Source organism: Corynebacterium pseudodiphtheriticum DSM 44287, from assembly GCF_000688415.1.
In the GTDB taxonomy this organism is placed as follows: Bacteria; Actinomycetota; Actinomycetes; order Mycobacteriales; family Mycobacteriaceae; genus Corynebacterium; species Corynebacterium pseudodiphtheriticum.
In genome coordinates, this window is sequence record NZ_JIAH01000005.1 from 56,672 (window position 1) to 72,186 (window position 15,515).

At 56.1% G+C, this 15,515-nt stretch carries 14 protein-coding genes; 7 read left to right on the top strand and 7 right to left on the bottom strand.

Annotated features, from left to right (window positions below):
* Positions 1-87: 87 nt before the first annotated feature.
* Positions 88-1,056 carry an EamA family transporter RarD gene (gene rarD / locus O146_RS10595; protein WP_035000460.1) on the top strand — a complete coding sequence of 323 codons (969 nt, stop codon included), beginning with the start codon at positions 88-90 and terminating at the stop codon, positions 1,054-1,056.
* Here rarD and O146_RS12300 read toward each other — a convergent pair.
* The 5 genes from O146_RS12300 to trmB form a co-directional block, all read right to left on the bottom strand.
* The gene (locus O146_RS12300; RefSeq protein ID WP_081820527.1) at positions 970-1,368 is read right to left on the bottom strand and encodes a DUF3054 domain-containing protein; all 399 of its coding nucleotides are present in this window, start codon (positions 1,366-1,368) and stop codon (positions 970-972) included. The two genes, rarD and O146_RS12300, sit on opposite strands and share 87 nt — an antisense overlap.
* A 5-nt stretch (positions 1,369-1,373) precedes the next feature.
* On the bottom strand, positions 1,374-2,411 hold the full coding sequence (locus O146_RS0100900) for a lysylphosphatidylglycerol synthase transmembrane domain-containing protein (RefSeq protein ID WP_027017427.1): 1,038 nt from the start codon (positions 2,409-2,411) through the stop codon (positions 1,374-1,376).
* A 14-nt stretch (positions 2,412-2,425) separates the two neighbouring features.
* On the bottom strand, positions 2,426-4,783 hold the full coding sequence (locus tag O146_RS0100905) for an MMPL family transporter (RefSeq protein ID WP_027017428.1): 2,358 nt from the start codon (positions 4,781-4,783) through the stop codon (positions 2,426-2,428).
* An 8-nt stretch (positions 4,784-4,791) separates the two neighbouring features.
* On the bottom strand, positions 4,792-5,451 hold the full coding sequence (locus O146_RS0100910) for an NYN domain-containing protein (protein WP_027017429.1): 660 nt from the start codon (positions 5,449-5,451) through the stop codon (positions 4,792-4,794).
* A gap of 132 nt (positions 5,452-5,583) precedes the next feature.
* Positions 5,584-6,369, bottom strand: a complete 786-nt coding sequence (gene trmB, locus O146_RS0100915; protein ID WP_026168083.1) for a tRNA (guanosine(46)-N7)-methyltransferase TrmB — start codon at positions 6,367-6,369, stop codon at positions 5,584-5,586.
* 277 nt (positions 6,370-6,646) lie between these two features.
* Here trmB and O146_RS0100920 point away from each other — a divergent pair, with 277 nt between their 5' ends.
* From O146_RS0100920 to O146_RS10600, 3 genes are all read left to right on the top strand, one after another.
* Positions 6,647-8,479, top strand: coding sequence for a phosphoenolpyruvate carboxykinase (GTP) (locus O146_RS0100920; protein WP_018121541.1), 1,833 nt, complete (start codon positions 6,647-6,649; stop codon positions 8,477-8,479).
* Between the two features lie 238 nt (positions 8,480-8,717).
* The gene (locus tag O146_RS0100930; protein ID WP_018121539.1) at positions 8,718-9,065 is read left to right on the top strand and encodes a hypothetical protein; all 348 of its coding nucleotides are present in this window, start codon (positions 8,718-8,720) and stop codon (positions 9,063-9,065) included.
* A 214-nt stretch (positions 9,066-9,279) separates the two neighbouring features.
* Entirely contained in the window at positions 9,280-9,708 is a 429-nt protein-coding gene (locus O146_RS10600) for a hypothetical protein (RefSeq protein ID WP_026168082.1), read from the top strand.
* Positions 9,709-9,713: 5 nt separating this feature from the next.
* Here the strand turns inward: O146_RS10600 and O146_RS0100945 are convergent, their stop codons facing one another.
* The gene (locus O146_RS0100945; RefSeq protein ID WP_018121536.1) at positions 9,714-10,487 is read right to left on the bottom strand and encodes a class I SAM-dependent methyltransferase; all 774 of its coding nucleotides are present in this window, start codon (positions 10,485-10,487) and stop codon (positions 9,714-9,716) included.
* Between the two features lie 375 nt (positions 10,488-10,862).
* Between O146_RS0100945 and O146_RS0100950 the strand changes: the two genes are divergently transcribed.
* The 3 genes from O146_RS0100950 to O146_RS0100960 all read left to right on the top strand — a co-directional run bounded on the left by O146_RS0100950 (position 10,863) and on the right by O146_RS0100960 (position 13,691).
* Complete coding sequence (locus tag O146_RS0100950) at positions 10,863-11,486, top strand: hypothetical protein (protein WP_155896210.1); 624 nt, start codon at positions 10,863-10,865, stop codon at positions 11,484-11,486.
* 106 nt (positions 11,487-11,592) lie between these two features.
* Positions 11,593-12,714, top strand: a complete 1,122-nt coding sequence (locus tag O146_RS0100955; protein WP_027017431.1) for a glycosyltransferase family 4 protein — start codon at positions 11,593-11,595, stop codon at positions 12,712-12,714.
* Positions 12,715-12,776: 62 nt separating this feature from the next.
* Positions 12,777-13,691, top strand: a complete 915-nt coding sequence (locus O146_RS0100960; RefSeq protein ID WP_027017432.1) for a siderophore-interacting protein — start codon at positions 12,777-12,779, stop codon at positions 13,689-13,691.
* 405 nt (positions 13,692-14,096) lie between these two features.
* On the opposite strand, the gene O146_RS10605 is transcribed toward O146_RS0100960, so the two are convergent.
* Complete coding sequence (locus O146_RS10605; protein WP_021353500.1) at positions 14,097-15,470, bottom strand: YibE/F family protein; 1,374 nt, start codon at positions 15,468-15,470, stop codon at positions 14,097-14,099.
* Between the last annotated feature and the right edge of the window lie 45 nt (positions 15,471-15,515).

Here is a 15,515-nt window from a genome sequence, read left to right on the forward strand (position 1 = left end):
TGGATCGTCTCTGGAAATATCCTCGTGTTGTGGCAGTCTTCGCTCAGCTAGTCTTCGGCCAGATTAATTCCCGGCTACGGTAGTGGAATGCAATATATCGTCGCCGCTTATGTGCTGTGGGGTGTGTTTCCCGCGTTCTTCCCACTGTTGGATCCTGCCAGCCCGCTCGAGATTCTGGCGCATCGCATCATATGGACTGCGGTGTTGATGGTGGGAATTTTGCTGGTAACCGGTCGGTGGCGCGAAATCTATGAGGTGCGCCCGGCTACCTGGTGGCGTTTGGCTGCTGCTGGCGTGGTGATCACCGTGAACTGGGGTACTTATGTCTTGGCGGTGATGAATGATCACGTCGCTGATGCCTCACTGGGCTATTACATGAACCCGTTGGTTTCGGTGGCTCTTGGCGTGTTGATTTTGCGCGAGCACCTACGCCGCTGGCAGATGGTGGCAGTGGCTATCGCGGCCGTAGCCGTGGTGTATCTGACGTTCCTGAGCGGCCAGCCACCAGTGATCGCGCTGGCGTTGGCATTCAGCTTTGGTACCTATGGCCTGCTGAAAAAGAAAGTCGCCGTGTCCGCGTTTTTCTCCGTCGGGGCAGAAACGATGATCATGCTGCCGCTCGCGCTGGGCTATGTGGCATATATCAGCGTGAGCCCAGAGCAACAATCAACTTTCACCAGTGAAGGCTGGGGACACACCCTGCTGATGATGTCGTGTGGTCTGGTCACCGCCACCCCGCTGTTGTTTTATGCCCGCGGTGCACACATGCTGCCGCTGTCGACGATCGGCATGTTGCAGTACCTTACCCCAACGATTCTGATGTTGTGGGCGCTGTTTATTACGCAAGAACCGATGTCGCAGCAGCGCTGGATCGGCTTCATCATCATTTGGGTCGCGGTGGCGGTGTATGTCGCTGATTTGGTGCGGATGCGTCGACACAGCAGGCGGGAGCAGCGCCGACAAACGGTATCATTTGCGGGAACCGGCCAGCGCGAAGGCAGCGCGCCAACCGAACATGAACAGTGCGGACGTCGCACTGGCGACCAACACGAATGACCAGTGCGGCACCGCCCCATTACGCAACGCCCAGATGACCAGCCCGACGATGACGGTGCACAACCACACGATGGCCGCTCCGCGGCCGTTGCGCGCACCGCTAACCATCGTCAGCGCCGTCGCGCGGGAAAGCAATAACCAGCCAAGACCCAGCCCAATAAGGAATGGCCACAGCGTGGATAACCAGCCCACGAAAGACAGTGGCATGTCCGCAGACTGGTGGGCAATACGTGCAAGTAAGGCGAAAACTGCCAGCGCGATGGCATCGAAGATGATCGGACGGGCAGGTGCGTGGCAGTTAGGCGTCGACATGCCATTTATTTTACGTCGCTGGTTTCTTCCGAATCAGTCTGGCGCAGCGCGGCATAGGACATACCCTTGCGTGCGTAGTAGGCGAAGTAGATGACCCAGCCGATTGCGCTGTAGAAAACGAAGGTGATCAGCCGGTAGACCAACACCGTACCGGTGGCATCGACGGCCGTCATGCCGGTAGCCACTAGCGCGGTGATAATCGCGATTTCCACGGTGCCGACGCCCGCCGGGGTGATCTGCGCGGAACCCGCCAGCTTGGCGGTAATAAACGCGACGCTAATGCCCATGATGGTGGTGTGGTCGTCGGCAGGCCAGAACGACGGCATATTACCGGTCACGGCCCAGGCACAAGCCCACAGAGCAACGGCATCGAAGGCTCGGTTGAAAAACGCCATCAACGTCACCCAGGAAAATTGGCCCAAGTTCAACGACACTTGGTCGAGCTTGTTGACGTGTTTGACGAGCTCGTCGGTCTTTTTCCACGGCAGGTTTTTAATCCACCGCCCCACGGTCCGGGTATTGCAGGAAGCCCAGTACAGGCCTCCGCACAGACCCAACATCAACGCCAGGGATACTACTAATGACCACAACGCCACATCTGCGCCCCAGAAAAATACGCCGGTAAAACCGATCAACACGACCCACAGCGTGGAAATCGCAGAAGAAAGCACAAAAAACCAGCCGCACAGCACTACGGAAGCCCCCCAAGCGCGCTGCACTTTATACGTCAAGATCGCGGCGAACGCGGGACCGCCGGGAAGCGTCGTCGACCAGGCATTGGAGGCGAAGACAATGTTGTTGCACTCTTTGAACGAGACGGGCACACCACCGGCGACAAACAATTTGCGCATCACCTCGGCCATCGCCAATAGGGAAAACGCAAAGGTGATAAACACGACGACGAGGGGCCAAGGTTGCGCGTGACGAAGGGTGCGGAAACCATCGCTCAAGAAATCTAGCTCGTCACGGAAGAAAATACCCATGACGACGAGTACTGCTAGGGGCAGTATCCACCGCAGCCATTTGCCTACTGTGCTCTTCATCGTTGCGGCCCCGTCTATTTGTCGTTTTCTAGGCGCTTCATGAGCTCCGAGAACGGAATCAGGTCACTGTCTTGGTCGGTGGTGCGTCCGCTGCGAATGGCTTTGGTATCGGCGACGACTTCCGACTCATGCAGTTCGCGCGGCTCATCCAGCTCGTACTGTTCCTCGTACTGCTCATAGTCACCGTCCGGGGCAAGGTCGTACTGTTCATGGTCACCGTTAGGGCCGGAAGTATCCGCCATCCGCCCAGCCGGGACCACGGTTTCTTCGTATGCACCGTGCCCCATGCGTTCATAAATTCGGTGCACGAAGGCCGGTGCCCACCAGTTGTCTTCGCGCAGCAGGTGCATCACGGCTGGTACGAGGAACATGCGCACGATAGTGGCGTCGAGGAAGAGCGCGAAGATCATGCCGAAGGCGATGTATTTCATCATCACGATATCGGAGAAGCCGAACGCGCCAGCCACCACAATCATGATCAGCGCGGCGGCCGTAATGATGTGGCCGGTGTGCGCGGTGCCGTAGTTGATGGCGTCGTCGGTTGACGCTCCACGCTTGCGGGCTTCCACCATGCGCGAAACCAAAAAGACCTCGTAGTCCGTCGACAAGCCATAAATGATGGCGATGATCAGAACCAGGATCGGGCTCATCAGTGGGCCCGGCGAGAAATCCAACAGTCCGGAACCAGCGCCGAGGACAAACATGCCGGTCAAAATACCCAGGGTGGCGCCTAAGGTCAGCACCGTCATGATGATGGCTTTTGCAGGGATGATCAGCGAGCCGAACACCGCGGCCATCAGCAAGAACGTGGCGACAATAACGTACAGCGCCATCCACGGCAGTTTCTCAAACAGCGCTTCGAGTGATTCGACTTCCATAGCCGGGGTACCGCCGACGTAAAGTTCCACGCCTTCCGGTGCTGTAATCGCGCGGAGTTGTTCGATAACTTCGGCGTTATCTTCGCGGTCTGCAATACCGGCGCTCAACACAGTGGTGCCGTCTATGGTCTGGCTGGACGGCGCCATGGGGGAGGTCAGCCCTTCGATCTCACGGGCTTGCAAGACGACGTCGACAAGCTGCTGGTTATCGGCCCCCTTGACTACAAGTTTGATGGGCTCGGTGCGGTGTTCCGGGAATTCCTCGTTGAAGCGATCCTGGGCCTGGCGGGTTTCGTGGCTCGGTGGCAGATAGGTCTCGTTGATGCCGCCGAAGCTGACACCCAACAGCGGGATGGTCAGTGCGAGCAGCAGGGCGGTGATGCCGACGGTGAACCAGCGAGCTTTGCTCATGGCCCAGCGTGGAACGCGGTACCAGAAGGTTTCCTCGATTGGGCGGGAGCGTTTGGTCTTGCGTACCGTCCACTTGTCGATGTTGTGGCCGAGCATGCCGAAAATTGCTGGTAGCACCGTTACCGAAAGCAGTGCTGCGAGGCCGACGGCGGAAATCGCGCCATAAGCCACGGATTTCAAAAACGCCTGTGGGAAAATCAGCAGGCTGGAAATGGCAACGGCCACCATGAGTGCGGAAAAGACCACCGTTTGCCCAGCGGTGGCGGTGGTAATCGCAACGGCTGTGCGGGTATCACGGCCTTTATCTAGTTCTTCGCGGAAGCGCGAGACCATAAATAGCCCGTAGTCGATGGCCAGGCCTAGGCCCAGCAACGTGACGACGGCCTGCGAAAACACGTTGACCTGGATGAACCCGGCCAATACCGAGAGAATGCCGATGGAGCCCATGATCGACAGCGCGCCGACGATCAACGGCATAAACGCGGCGACGACGGAACCGAAGACGAACAGCAACAGCAAGCCCACCAGCGGTAGCGCTGCGCGTTCGGCAACCGAGATATCGTGCGCCATGCCGTCGTCCAAAGCATCAGCAACGGCGGTGGCTCCGGCAACCTCGATATCTAGGCCCTGGGCGGTTGCGGCGCCGGTGAGATCATCCTGTATGGTACGGAAATCACGCAGAGTTTGCTCGTCGTCACCTGCTAAACCGATGGCCGCGAACGCTACCGAGCCGTCGTCGGACAGCAAGTTTGGATTGCGCGTATCGAAATAGCTGGTGACTTGCGCGATCTGGTCTGGGTACTGTTCTTGCAGGTAATTCAGGTGGGCGCGCGCAGCCTCTAAGTTTTCTTGCGGGTTGTCGAACAGCAAGATGACATCGCCGTTGCGGTCCCGCCCGAAGGTCTCGGCCTCAATCTCAGCGGCGGTGGTCGATGCCGCGCGGGGGTCTTCCCACCCTTCCTGGCTCAGGCGATCGTCGAGCTTGGTGCCAAAAACCGCGAAGACCAGGGCGATAGCCGCGATGATCAGCAGCGGAATGATCCTGCGATGGGCATAGGAAAACTGCCCCCACCTGAAAAACATGCCGGTTCCTAACGGTTAGACAACAGTGACGACAGCGGGCGGAAGGGCGCCAACCAGGCGCCTTCTTCCGGCAGCGCATCCAGACTAACCCGCGGCAGTGGTTCGAGGAAGACCCCCTCGATATCTTCCAGGTCCACAAAACCGATATCTTCGTGGCTCACAGCCCACGAGCAGTGCTCCTGGAAACCCAACACGGTGGCGGGAATGCCGGCATTGATGAGTTCTTCGAGCAGCTCCTGGAAGTTTTGGCCGTCGGCAGAGGCGACGACGATCTCGCTTAAACTGCCTTCCTCGAACCGTTGCCGGATGTGGGCGACCATGTCAGGGTCCACATCAGATTCTTCGGTGATTTTTGGTTTTGCGAATACGGCATAGCCGACGTTGCGTAGTGCTTCTACCCATGGGCGAATGACCTCCGCGCCGCCGGGTGAGACATTGGTGAACACGCAGGCTTCTGGGGTGAGGTTTTCTTCTTCAGAGATTTCCAGAATCCAGCGGCCGATGGCGTCGAAACGCGGGCGGGAATTAGCGGTGGGGCGGCCACCCAGGATGGAGCCCAGCCCCATGTCCAGGTTTGGTGCATCCCAGATCATCAGCAGAGTGTTGTTGTGCGCTGAACTAGTGTGCGCAGAATGATTCTGCGCGGTGTGTGCGGTATGCGTGTCCATATTTTCGGTATATCCAGTATTTCTCGTATTTTTTTCGGGTTTTATGCGGCCGCGGGGTGTGCAGCCGTACGTGCTGTACGTGTCGCACAGCTGCTACGGATCCTGCGGGTTCATGGGGCGGGGCGTTTCTGCCTAGCGCTTCACCCACAAGTATTCATTAATAATGTGGTCTTTTTCTAGGCCTTTGCCTTCGAATTTGGTGATCAGTTGGCGGTCGGTCAGCTGCGGGCATTCCGGCCATGGCCAGCCTTTGTATTCTAGTTGCGGCTCGACCTCGACCAACTCGTTAATCCATTCGGCATAGTCCGCGTGGTCGGTGGCCACATGCAGCACTCCGCCGGGTTTTAGGCGAGAGGCAAACAGGTTCAACGGCCCGGATTGGATGATGCGGCGCTTGTGGTGCTTGGCTTTCGGCCATGGGTCCGGGAAAAACACGCGGATGCCATCGAGCGATTCTGGGGCGAACATGCGCATGAGTACTTCCATGCCGTCGCCGCGGATCATGCGGATATTCGGGATGTCTTCGCGTACTACCTGCCCAAGTAGCTTCGCCAGGCCGGGCTTGTACAACTCGACGGCAATAATATTGGTATCTGCTTCTTTTGGTGCCATTGCCGCGGTTGAAGTACCTGTGCCGGAGCCGATTTCCACGATCGTGGGTGCGCCGCTGCGGCCAAACCACTTGTCGACGTCGACGTGTTCGTCGGCAAGCATCGCGCCGAGTTCTGGCCAGTGCTTTTCGAAGGTCGCCAGCTGGTTGTCGCTGAGCGAGCCGCGGCGAAAAGTCACGGTGCCTAGCCGCGGGTAGTCGAGGTCATTGTTGAAAACCTCGTTGAAATCGGTCTGTGGGGGCCGACCGGCAGGAAATTCGCCGATGCCGCGGGATTGCTGGTTATTGTGTGTATTGACTGTATTCATTGCGTTATTCATTATTGCCTATTGTTCCTTGTCAAAAATAGTAGAACAATTCGGGGGCTTTCACTGTGGGCACAGGTGTTTTCGGGTGATCCAAACCTGCGCGATATTACCCCTGTATGAGGGTGGCAAGTGCACATTTTGCAGAATCAAAATGTGGATAAGCAGGGGTAGTGGCAGTGCGTGCATACACGCTTATACGTGGTTATTACCTTTCACCCCTGGTAGTCGCTACCCTGGGGCATGTCCAACCTGCTGTAGTGACCGATCAGGAGTCTAAATGAGCGCCCCAATCACGGGACTTGTTGGTGAAGCGCCAACGCAGAACAAAGAATTGATCAACTGGATCAACGACGCCGTTGCTATGTTTCAACCAGAAGACGTTGTGTTCGTCGATGGTTCGCAACAAGAATGGGATCGGCTTGCAGCCGAACTTGTCGACGCAGGAACCCTCATCAAGCTCAATGAGGAAAAGCGTCCAAACAGCTACCTAGCACGCTCGAACCCATCGGACGTCGCTCGTGTGGAATCGCGCACTTTCATCTGTACAGAAGACCAGGAAGGTGCCGGCCCAACCAATAACTGGGCCCCGCCGCAGGCCATGAAAGAGGAAATGGTCGACGTCTACACCGGCGCCATGAAAGGCCGCCGCATGTACGTCGTACCTTTTTGCATGGGTCCGATCAATGATCCAGACCCAAAACTGGGCATCCAGCTGACGGACTCGGCGTACGTCGTCATGTCCATGCGCACCATGACCCGCATGGGCACGGAAGTCCTGGATAAGCTTGGCGACGAAGGCTCCTTCGTGCGCTGTTTACACTCCGTGGGTGCCCCGCTGGAACCAGGCGAGGAAGATGTTGCCTGGCCATGCAATGAAACGAAGTACATCACCCAGTTCCCGAAGAGCAAAGAAATCTGGTCCTATGGCTCCGGCTACGGTGGTAACGCCATTTTGGCGAAGAAGTGCTACGCGCTGCGCATCGCCTCGGTCATGGCGAAAGAAGAAGGCTGGATGGCTGAGCACATGCTCATCCTGAAGCTGACCAGCCCAGAAGGCAAAAACTACAACGTTGCTGCGGCATTCCCATCCGCTTGTGGCAAGACCAACCTGGCCATGATCACCCCAACGCTGGATGGCTGGTCCGCAGAGGTAGTCGGTGACGATATTGCGTGGATGCACCTGCGCGAAGACGGCCTGTATGCCGTGAACCCAGAAAACGGCTTCTTCGGCGTCGCGCCGGGCACCAACTATGCATCCAACCCTATTGCGATGCGCACTATCGAACCAGGCAATACCTTGTTCACTAACGTTGCGCTGACCGACGACGGCGACGTCTGGTGGGAAGGCATGGATGGGGAAGCCCCAGAGCACCTGATTGACTGGAAGGGTAATGACTGGACCCCGGATTCTGCGGAGAAGGCTGCGCACCCGAACTCCCGTTACTGCGTGCCAATTTCCCAGTGCCCTGTCGCTGCCCCGGAATACGACGACTGGCGCGGTGTGAAGATCGACGCCATCCTGTTCGGTGGACGTCGTGCCGACACCATCCCGCTGGTTACCGAGGCTTTCGATTGGGAACACGGCACCATGATCGGTTCGCTGCTGGCTTCCGGCCAGACTGCCGCTGCCGAGGGAACCGTCGGTGCGCTGCGCCACGACCCAATGGCGATGCTGCCGTTCATGGGCTACAACGCTGGTGAATACCTGCAGCACTGGATTGACATGGGCAAGAAGGGCGGCGACCTGATGCCGTCGATCTTCCTGGTTAACTGGTTCCGCAAGAACGACGACGGCAAGATCATCTGGCCTGGCTTCGGTGAAAACTCCCGCGTATTGAAGTGGATCACCGAGCGTGTTGATGGCAAGGTCGGCGCAGAAAAGACCATCGTGGGTAATACCGCGCGTGCTGAGGATTTGGACCTGACCGGTCTGGAAATCAGCTTGGACGAGGTCAAAGAAGTCCTTGCTGTGGATCCTGCAGAGTGGGCTAGCGATGTCGACGACAACGCTGAGTACCTCAACTTCTTGGGCTCACGGGTCCCAGATGAGGTTCTGGAGCAGTTCGAGGCTTTGAAGTCCCGCATCGAGGAAGCTTCTGCAACGAAGTAAATCTGGCATTCTGCTCTGTTGCCGGTTCAGGTTTAGGGCAGGAAAGCGCTGAGATAGGACTTCCTGCCTGGGGCCTGGTGTTTGAGCGCAAACGGAAAGATCATTCCGTTTGCGCTTTTTGCATGCGAAAACGGGGCGATGAAGAACACTAACGGAAGGATCTTTCCGTCCTGATGTCTGGCCCTCACGTTGGAGCTGGACATTCGGTAATGGAAAGTCTGAAACGAGGAGGTAAGCAATGCTTATGTCTAGCTTGATGAAGGGAATAGCTAGTGCCAGTATTTTCTCGCTTGCTGGGTTTGCTTTAGGATTCTTCGACCATATTTGGCTGAGTGCTCTGATGATCTTGGTAACTATGCTGATATCTTTCTGGTTGCGCTTGAAGATTTTACGCAATGAAATGCATTCCCATATTGTCCTGGGGGTGTCAGTAGCGAGCGCTATTTCGGTGTTATTTTCGTGGCGTATATCTTCCGACGATCGGGCAGGCTTAGTTTTTGGTCTGGTGGTAATTACAGCGCTGTGGGCCGGTGCTTATCTTTTGTTGCGGCGTGCCGGTGCCCTGCGTGGTGCTAACACCCTATAAACGTCAAGTAAACATAAACGGTGGGATCCTTCCGGTCTTATGTCTGAAGTGTCCCAGGTTTTGTTCCGTTTGAGTAGATGGGAAAATCTGGAACAGACACTCTCGGCTAAACAGCGTGGCGATACCCGGATTGTAGGGTTATTCGAGCAAAAGCAAAAGGTCACGAATCAAGAAGCTGGATTTCGTGGATCAGGAAAGGTGCAGTTTGGATAATGTGAAAATTTTCGCCAGCCTCATTGCGAGGATAGTTTTCCTCATTCTTATTGTGGCCAGTCCATTTGTAGTCGCATTGGGAACCGTGCATATCCTAGGTGGGCTCGCAACCGCTAGCTTGGCCTCCATGTTGCAATGGGGAATTATTGCACTATTGGTGGGAATTTCACTTGATGGGTTGGTGCGCACCGTAGCACGTGCTGCTTATTTTTTATCTGGTCTAGAGATATTTCATAAGCAGGCCATTGAAAATATCATTGCTCTAGTCCTATTGGTATTTTTGTATTTCTTCGTAGCCGAAAGCATCTGGTTTGCCTTGCTTGCGGCCCTGGTCAATGTCGTCGTGGCAGCAGCAATAGGCAAGATCATCCCGGGCGGGAGTGAAACCAATTCCAGGGCCGATTTGCTGGCAAACCGAATGAAACTTTGAATGCGTTAGCTCCGCGTCTTATCCACCACAATCATCAGGTTTGAAGTGCCCAACTCCCGCAACCCGGGTATCTTCGTAATCCACCAGGCCCAGCTGGGGTGATAGCGCGGGAAGCAGTAGGTATGGTAGCCGCATTCGGCTGCCCAGCCGAGGCCTTCGTGGGCGGAGACGTCGAAAAGCGAATGCCCCCAGATATTTTTTGGCGGATGCCCGTGCTTGCGTTCGTAACGACGCCGGGCGAAATCCCCACCGATATAATGCGGCCACAACCCTGTTTCGTGCCCGCCGAAAGGCCCGAGCCACACCGTGTAACTGATGACCGCCAAGTTGCGTGCAACCCGCACCATTTCCTCGGCCATCTCCCAGGGGCGCGCGATGTGTTCGGCCACGTTGGAGGAATAGACGATGTCGACGCTGTTATCCCGAAAAGGCAGCGCTGTGCCGGAAGCACGAACCGCGGTATCCAAGGTGATTCCGGCTGCAGTCATTTCTGAAACGTCTGGTTCCAAGCCAATATAGTGCGCGCCGTGCTCGGCGAAAGCCGCCGAAAAATACCCGGGGCCACCGCCGACATCCAGCACCGATAGCTTGTCCAGCCCCGTGCCGTGCACATCCTGGTGGATTGCTGCCAGTTGTTGCGCGGTATCACGGGCCAGCGGTTCATAAAATTTGCGTGGCTGGGATTGCTCGTAATCGAAAGAACGCAGCAGGCGAATCGACCGGGCTAAGCTGGCATGGCGGCGTGTGTGGTGCAGGGGATGGCGCAGTTCGGGACGCATAGGTTCCCAGGATATAGCGTGTTGGAGGTTGTAGTTGGGAAGCCCAGTTTTTATTGATCGATCTTCGCTGAAACTCTTGCTTTTTGGGCTGGAAACTATATTATGAGGGTAATCATTCCAACTGGATAAAGTGATATAAACCATGTTGAGGGTTTTTCGGCGAAGAACCGTTCCGAGTGTGTGGTGCGATCTGTGCCCAGTATGAGAGGATGGGTGGTCCGCGGTGTTTTGACGTGGCTGCGGGCAGGCCCTTGTGCTCGAATACGGGATAGTTACACAATCGGAGTTAAAGGGTTTGATTGGGTAACTATTTAAAATAATGTGAAAAAGGGTTGGAGCGAAGAGAATCGCAATTTTTCAAAGGATAGGTCCATTGTGGATAATTTTAATGTCCCGATTTTTCTAAACTTGGTGTTATTGTTCAGCGTTGTTCCTTCGACGATAATCGGAGGCGCCATTTGGCTCAGTTATTTGTTTTCGCGGAGGAAAGTTCTGCGTGAAGAGCAATCGGCGTCGAACCCTAAGATGCAGCGGAGGATAGACCAGCCTCAGCGTCCTTATCCGGTTTGGTTATTGCTGATGTGTGGTGCGGCAGCCGGTGTATTTGCCCCGATTGTTTGGTTGACATGGGCGCCTAGTTATGGGGCGCAGCATGTACCTGAACCACCTGGTGACTACCCTCTATGGCAAATATTAGGTTGTGTAGTAACTGTTGCTGCCTGCTCTATTTTTGTCAGTATGAAGTTGCGCAATACTTTTCGGGGTTGTGTACTCGCATCGATTGCTGTCGCCGCAAGCCTTGCAGTGCCTATGGCTGCTGTTGAAGCTAGCGAATATCCTGATTCGTTCATTGGACTTGGAACAATGGTCACCTATATTTACTCTGCGTTTGCTCTCTTCTTCCTCAATCTTTTGGTTGCATTTGTCATGGAATTAAAAAAGGTTCGCACGTACGGTAATCCGGTTCCACTAATCAAGAATGGCCCCATTCACAAGTAGTCTGGCAGCTCGGGGAATATTTCGGGCCAGTGTTTTGTGCTGACTGTGTATAGTTCTAGTCCTTCTGATGTGGATGCAGCCCTACCCCGCTAAGCTGGTACGGAATATGAAGATCTTATTGCTGTGCTGGCGCGATTCCACCCACCCGCAAGGTGGCGGCTCCGAACTGTATTTGGAGCGCGTTGGGGAATACCTCGCGCGAGCAGGGCATGAGGTGATTTACCGATCCGCCGCGCACACTGATATGCCGCGGCGTTCGGTGCGCGATGGTGTGCGTTATTCACGGAGCGGCGGGAAGTTCACGGTGTATCCGAAAGCACTGTTGGGCATGCTCGTCGGCAAGCTCGGGCTGGGCACGCTGTCGAACCTTGATGTGGTCGTCGATACGCAAAATGGAATTCCGTTTTTTGCGCGCTTGGTGTTTCGCCCAACAGTGCTGCTCACGCACCACTGTCACAAGGAACAATGGCCGGTTGCTGGGCCGGTGCTGGCGCGGATTGGTTGGTTGTTGGAATCGAAAATTGCGCCGAAGGTGTACCGGGGCGCGCCCTATGTGACTGTTTCGCAGGCCTCCAAGGAGGATTTACAGTCCCTCGGGGTGCCGGATGCTGCGATCATTGAAAACGGTGTGGATGAGGTGCCCGCGCTCATACCGCGCTTGGAGCGTCGTGGGGTGCACATTGTCACGCTGTCGCGGCTGGTTCCGCATAAACAAATCGAGCATGCCATCGATGCGCTAGCCGGGTTGGACGGAGCGGCTGGGCTTGCAAACGACGTCGTGCTGGATGTCATTGGTTCCGGCTGGTGGGAAGATAAATTGCGGGCTTATGCGGCAGCCTCCGGGGTGGGCGAGCGAGTGTTTTTTCATGGGCAAGTTACCGACGACTATAAGCACGCGTTATTGGAGCGCGCCGAAGTGCACGTGATGCCGTCGCGGAAAGAAGGCTGGGGTTTGGCCGTTGTCGAGGCAGCTAAGCATGCCGTCCCGACGGTCGGTTATAGCTTTGGTTTGCGCGATTCCGTCGGGCACGGGCGTACTGGGTTGCTCGCTGATACTCCAGAGGAACTGGCGGTACAGTTGCAAAAAATTCTTGCCGACGACTCCTTGCGCGCACAGCTCGGTGCGGGTGCGAGGAAGTTCGCAGAACAGTTTTCCTGGGAAAAGACCGGTCAGCGCTTTGCCGAGTTATTGGAAGGTGTGGTTGCTCGAGATGCTGGGCGCGGCTGATGGGGATTGTCGCAGTGGCCTAGACAATGTCGGCTGTGTTTTAGAAAGGTAGGCTATTCTTTATGAATTCCTCGGAGATGAACACGACAGCTGAAGAGAAGCTAGAGAACACTACCGCGAAGCCAGAGAAGCCGGAAAAGCCAAAGAAAAAACGGCAAGTACGGGAAGCGGCCGTCACGGGGCGTACTCAGTTATCTCGCACGATGGTGCGCCTCAGTTTTTCTTGCCAGAGCTTGGCTGGAGGCGAATTTCCGTTTACTGACCACTATGTCAAGCTGCTTTTTGCGCCAGCAGGGGCTGACTACAGTTGGCCATTTGATGTAGAAGAAATAAAGAAAACCCAGCCGAGGGAGCACCAGCCGGTGCGCCGAACTTATACCTTCCGCCGGATTGATCCGGCCACGGGAGATTTTGAGATCGATTTTGTGGTGCATGGCGAGCACGGCGTTGCCGGGGTGTGGGCGCAGAACGCGAAGATCGGTGAACGCATCGGTTTTCTGGGCCCTGGTGGCAAGTGGCACCCAAGCGACAGCTACGAACATTTTGTCTTGGCTGGTGATGAAGCCGCAGCACCTGCGATTGCCGCCGCGTTAGAAAACCTGCCGGACAACACCACTGCTGATGTGTACCTGGAGATCCCTGACGCAGAGTGCACCATGCCCATGCCGGAACCGGCTGGTTCCAACCTGCATTGGGTGCTGCGGGATGGGCGCATGCCAGGAACTGCTTTGGTTTCTGCTATCCGCGAGGCCGGCTACCCGGCGAAGCGAACCAGCTGGTTTGTCCATGGTGTTGCCGAAATGATCAAAGACGTCCGAAAATTTTTGTACGTGGACGGCAATATCGCGAAAGAGGACACTTCCATTTCTGGGTACTGGCGCTTGCGCATGACCGAAGATGAATGGCAAGCATCCAAGATGGAGTTCAATCAAAGCGTCGAAGACGAGGAACGCGCGCTACGCAGTCAACGGAAATAGCTTTGCTGCGTGGTGCGGCTGACCCAAAAGTCGACAACGCCAGAAATACACGCTTGCTGGCCTGGTCAAGCATCTGTTTGATGCTGCTGAAGTAATGATGCAACGCGGTGGGTGCAGTCAGCGTAGCGAGATGCTGCTGAGCTTAGCCGGGTACTGGTATTAGGTATTCTTCACGTCTACGATTTGCGAGTAACCCCACAACGCTGATGCGTCATAGCATCCAGGCTATGGCTGAACCGTGCCGTCAGCATCAGCGGTACGAATATATGATTCGCGGTACATTCCTTTATTCGTGACGTATGCGGGTTTGTCGTATGTTCAGCGTCGTATGTCGTATGTCGTATGTCGTATGTCGTATGTCGTATGTCGTATGTTGCATGTAGGTGTTGTATGTCGGCTGCTAATTTATGCTTCCCGCGGGGCAGCATCAACGGCGGCAGGGGCGCGTACAGTCAAAGCAGCAATGGCTGTGGTGAGTGGAACCGCCAAGACCAGGGCAATCGCTCCGGTAACCGAACGCAGAATTTCCGTAGCCATGATGTCACTGCTGAGAATTTGCCCCAGCGGACGACCAGAAATGCTTAGCAGCAACAGCGTCGGCAAGGCCACACCCGTATAGCTTAAGACCAGGGTGTATACCATCGACGCAATATGGTCACGGCCGACGCGCATGGCACCAGCGAACAAGCGTAAGGGCTTCGCGCCGGGTTCCAGTTCGCGCATTTCGTTGACGGTGGAGGCTTGCGCGATGGTGACGTCGTTAAGAACACCGAGCGCGCCAATGATCATGCCCGCGAGCATCAATCCAGAAATGCTGACTCCTGGCAGATAAACCAGGATATTCAAATTATTTTCATCGCCCAGGCCACGGATGCCGGCGGTGGCCACCGCAAGCGTCGACAAGCCCACGGATAGGCACAATGCCAACAGCGTCCCGCCCATGGCACTAGCAGTTTTCCAGCTGAAACCATGTACCAAAAACAGCACCAAGAACAGCACCGCGGCGCCGCAGGTGAGTGCAAGCAGAATAGCGGAACCACCGTGGATGAGCCCGGGAATAAGAAACGCCGCGATCACAGCCAGAGTGATGACCAGGCCGAATACTGCGCGTAGGCCGCGCCAGGCGCCAACCGCGATGATCAGGATGACCGCCGCTGCCAGCCAAAGCCACATAGTGGTGCTGCGTTGGAAATCTTGAAAACCATAGATGCCGGCGTCATGCTTGGAAAGAGCGATCCTGTCGCCCTCTTCCAATTGCGGATTACCCGGGATTTCTGGGTGGATCTCCAGCAGCGTGCGTTGGCCTTCATGTTCACCGGAAGTTAAATCGATAATCGCGTGGGTGCAATCGTTTGGCGCCTCTGGGTTGGTTTGCGGGGAAGTGTCAAAGACCTGGCCATTCGACGGGGAACCGCACATGCCGGGCTGGACGATGGCGACGGTGCCGTCGACAAGCTCACCGGAAAGTGACGAGGTTTGCTCGAATTGCTCACTGACCGGGGGCTCTTCATTTGGTGGCCATTGGATGATAAACCCAATGATCGTCGCTGCAGCCGCGAGGATGAGCCCGGCTGCGAGTACGCGCTGAGGCCACGTCCAGGTTTTGATGGCGCTGAGGCTGCGACCGGATGGCTGATGTTCGGGTTGCGCCGATTGTTGGCCCGGCCGTGTGGTCTCCGTTGTTTGCGGGGCGGGCGCTGCTTGGTTGGCGGACTGTTTTTGCTGTGCAAGCAGCGATTGTGCGGACTGCGACGAACTAGTGCGGTGATGGCGACCCATGGGCTAAGAATATCGCCTGCGTGCAGTGTTGCCTAAAAATCTGGT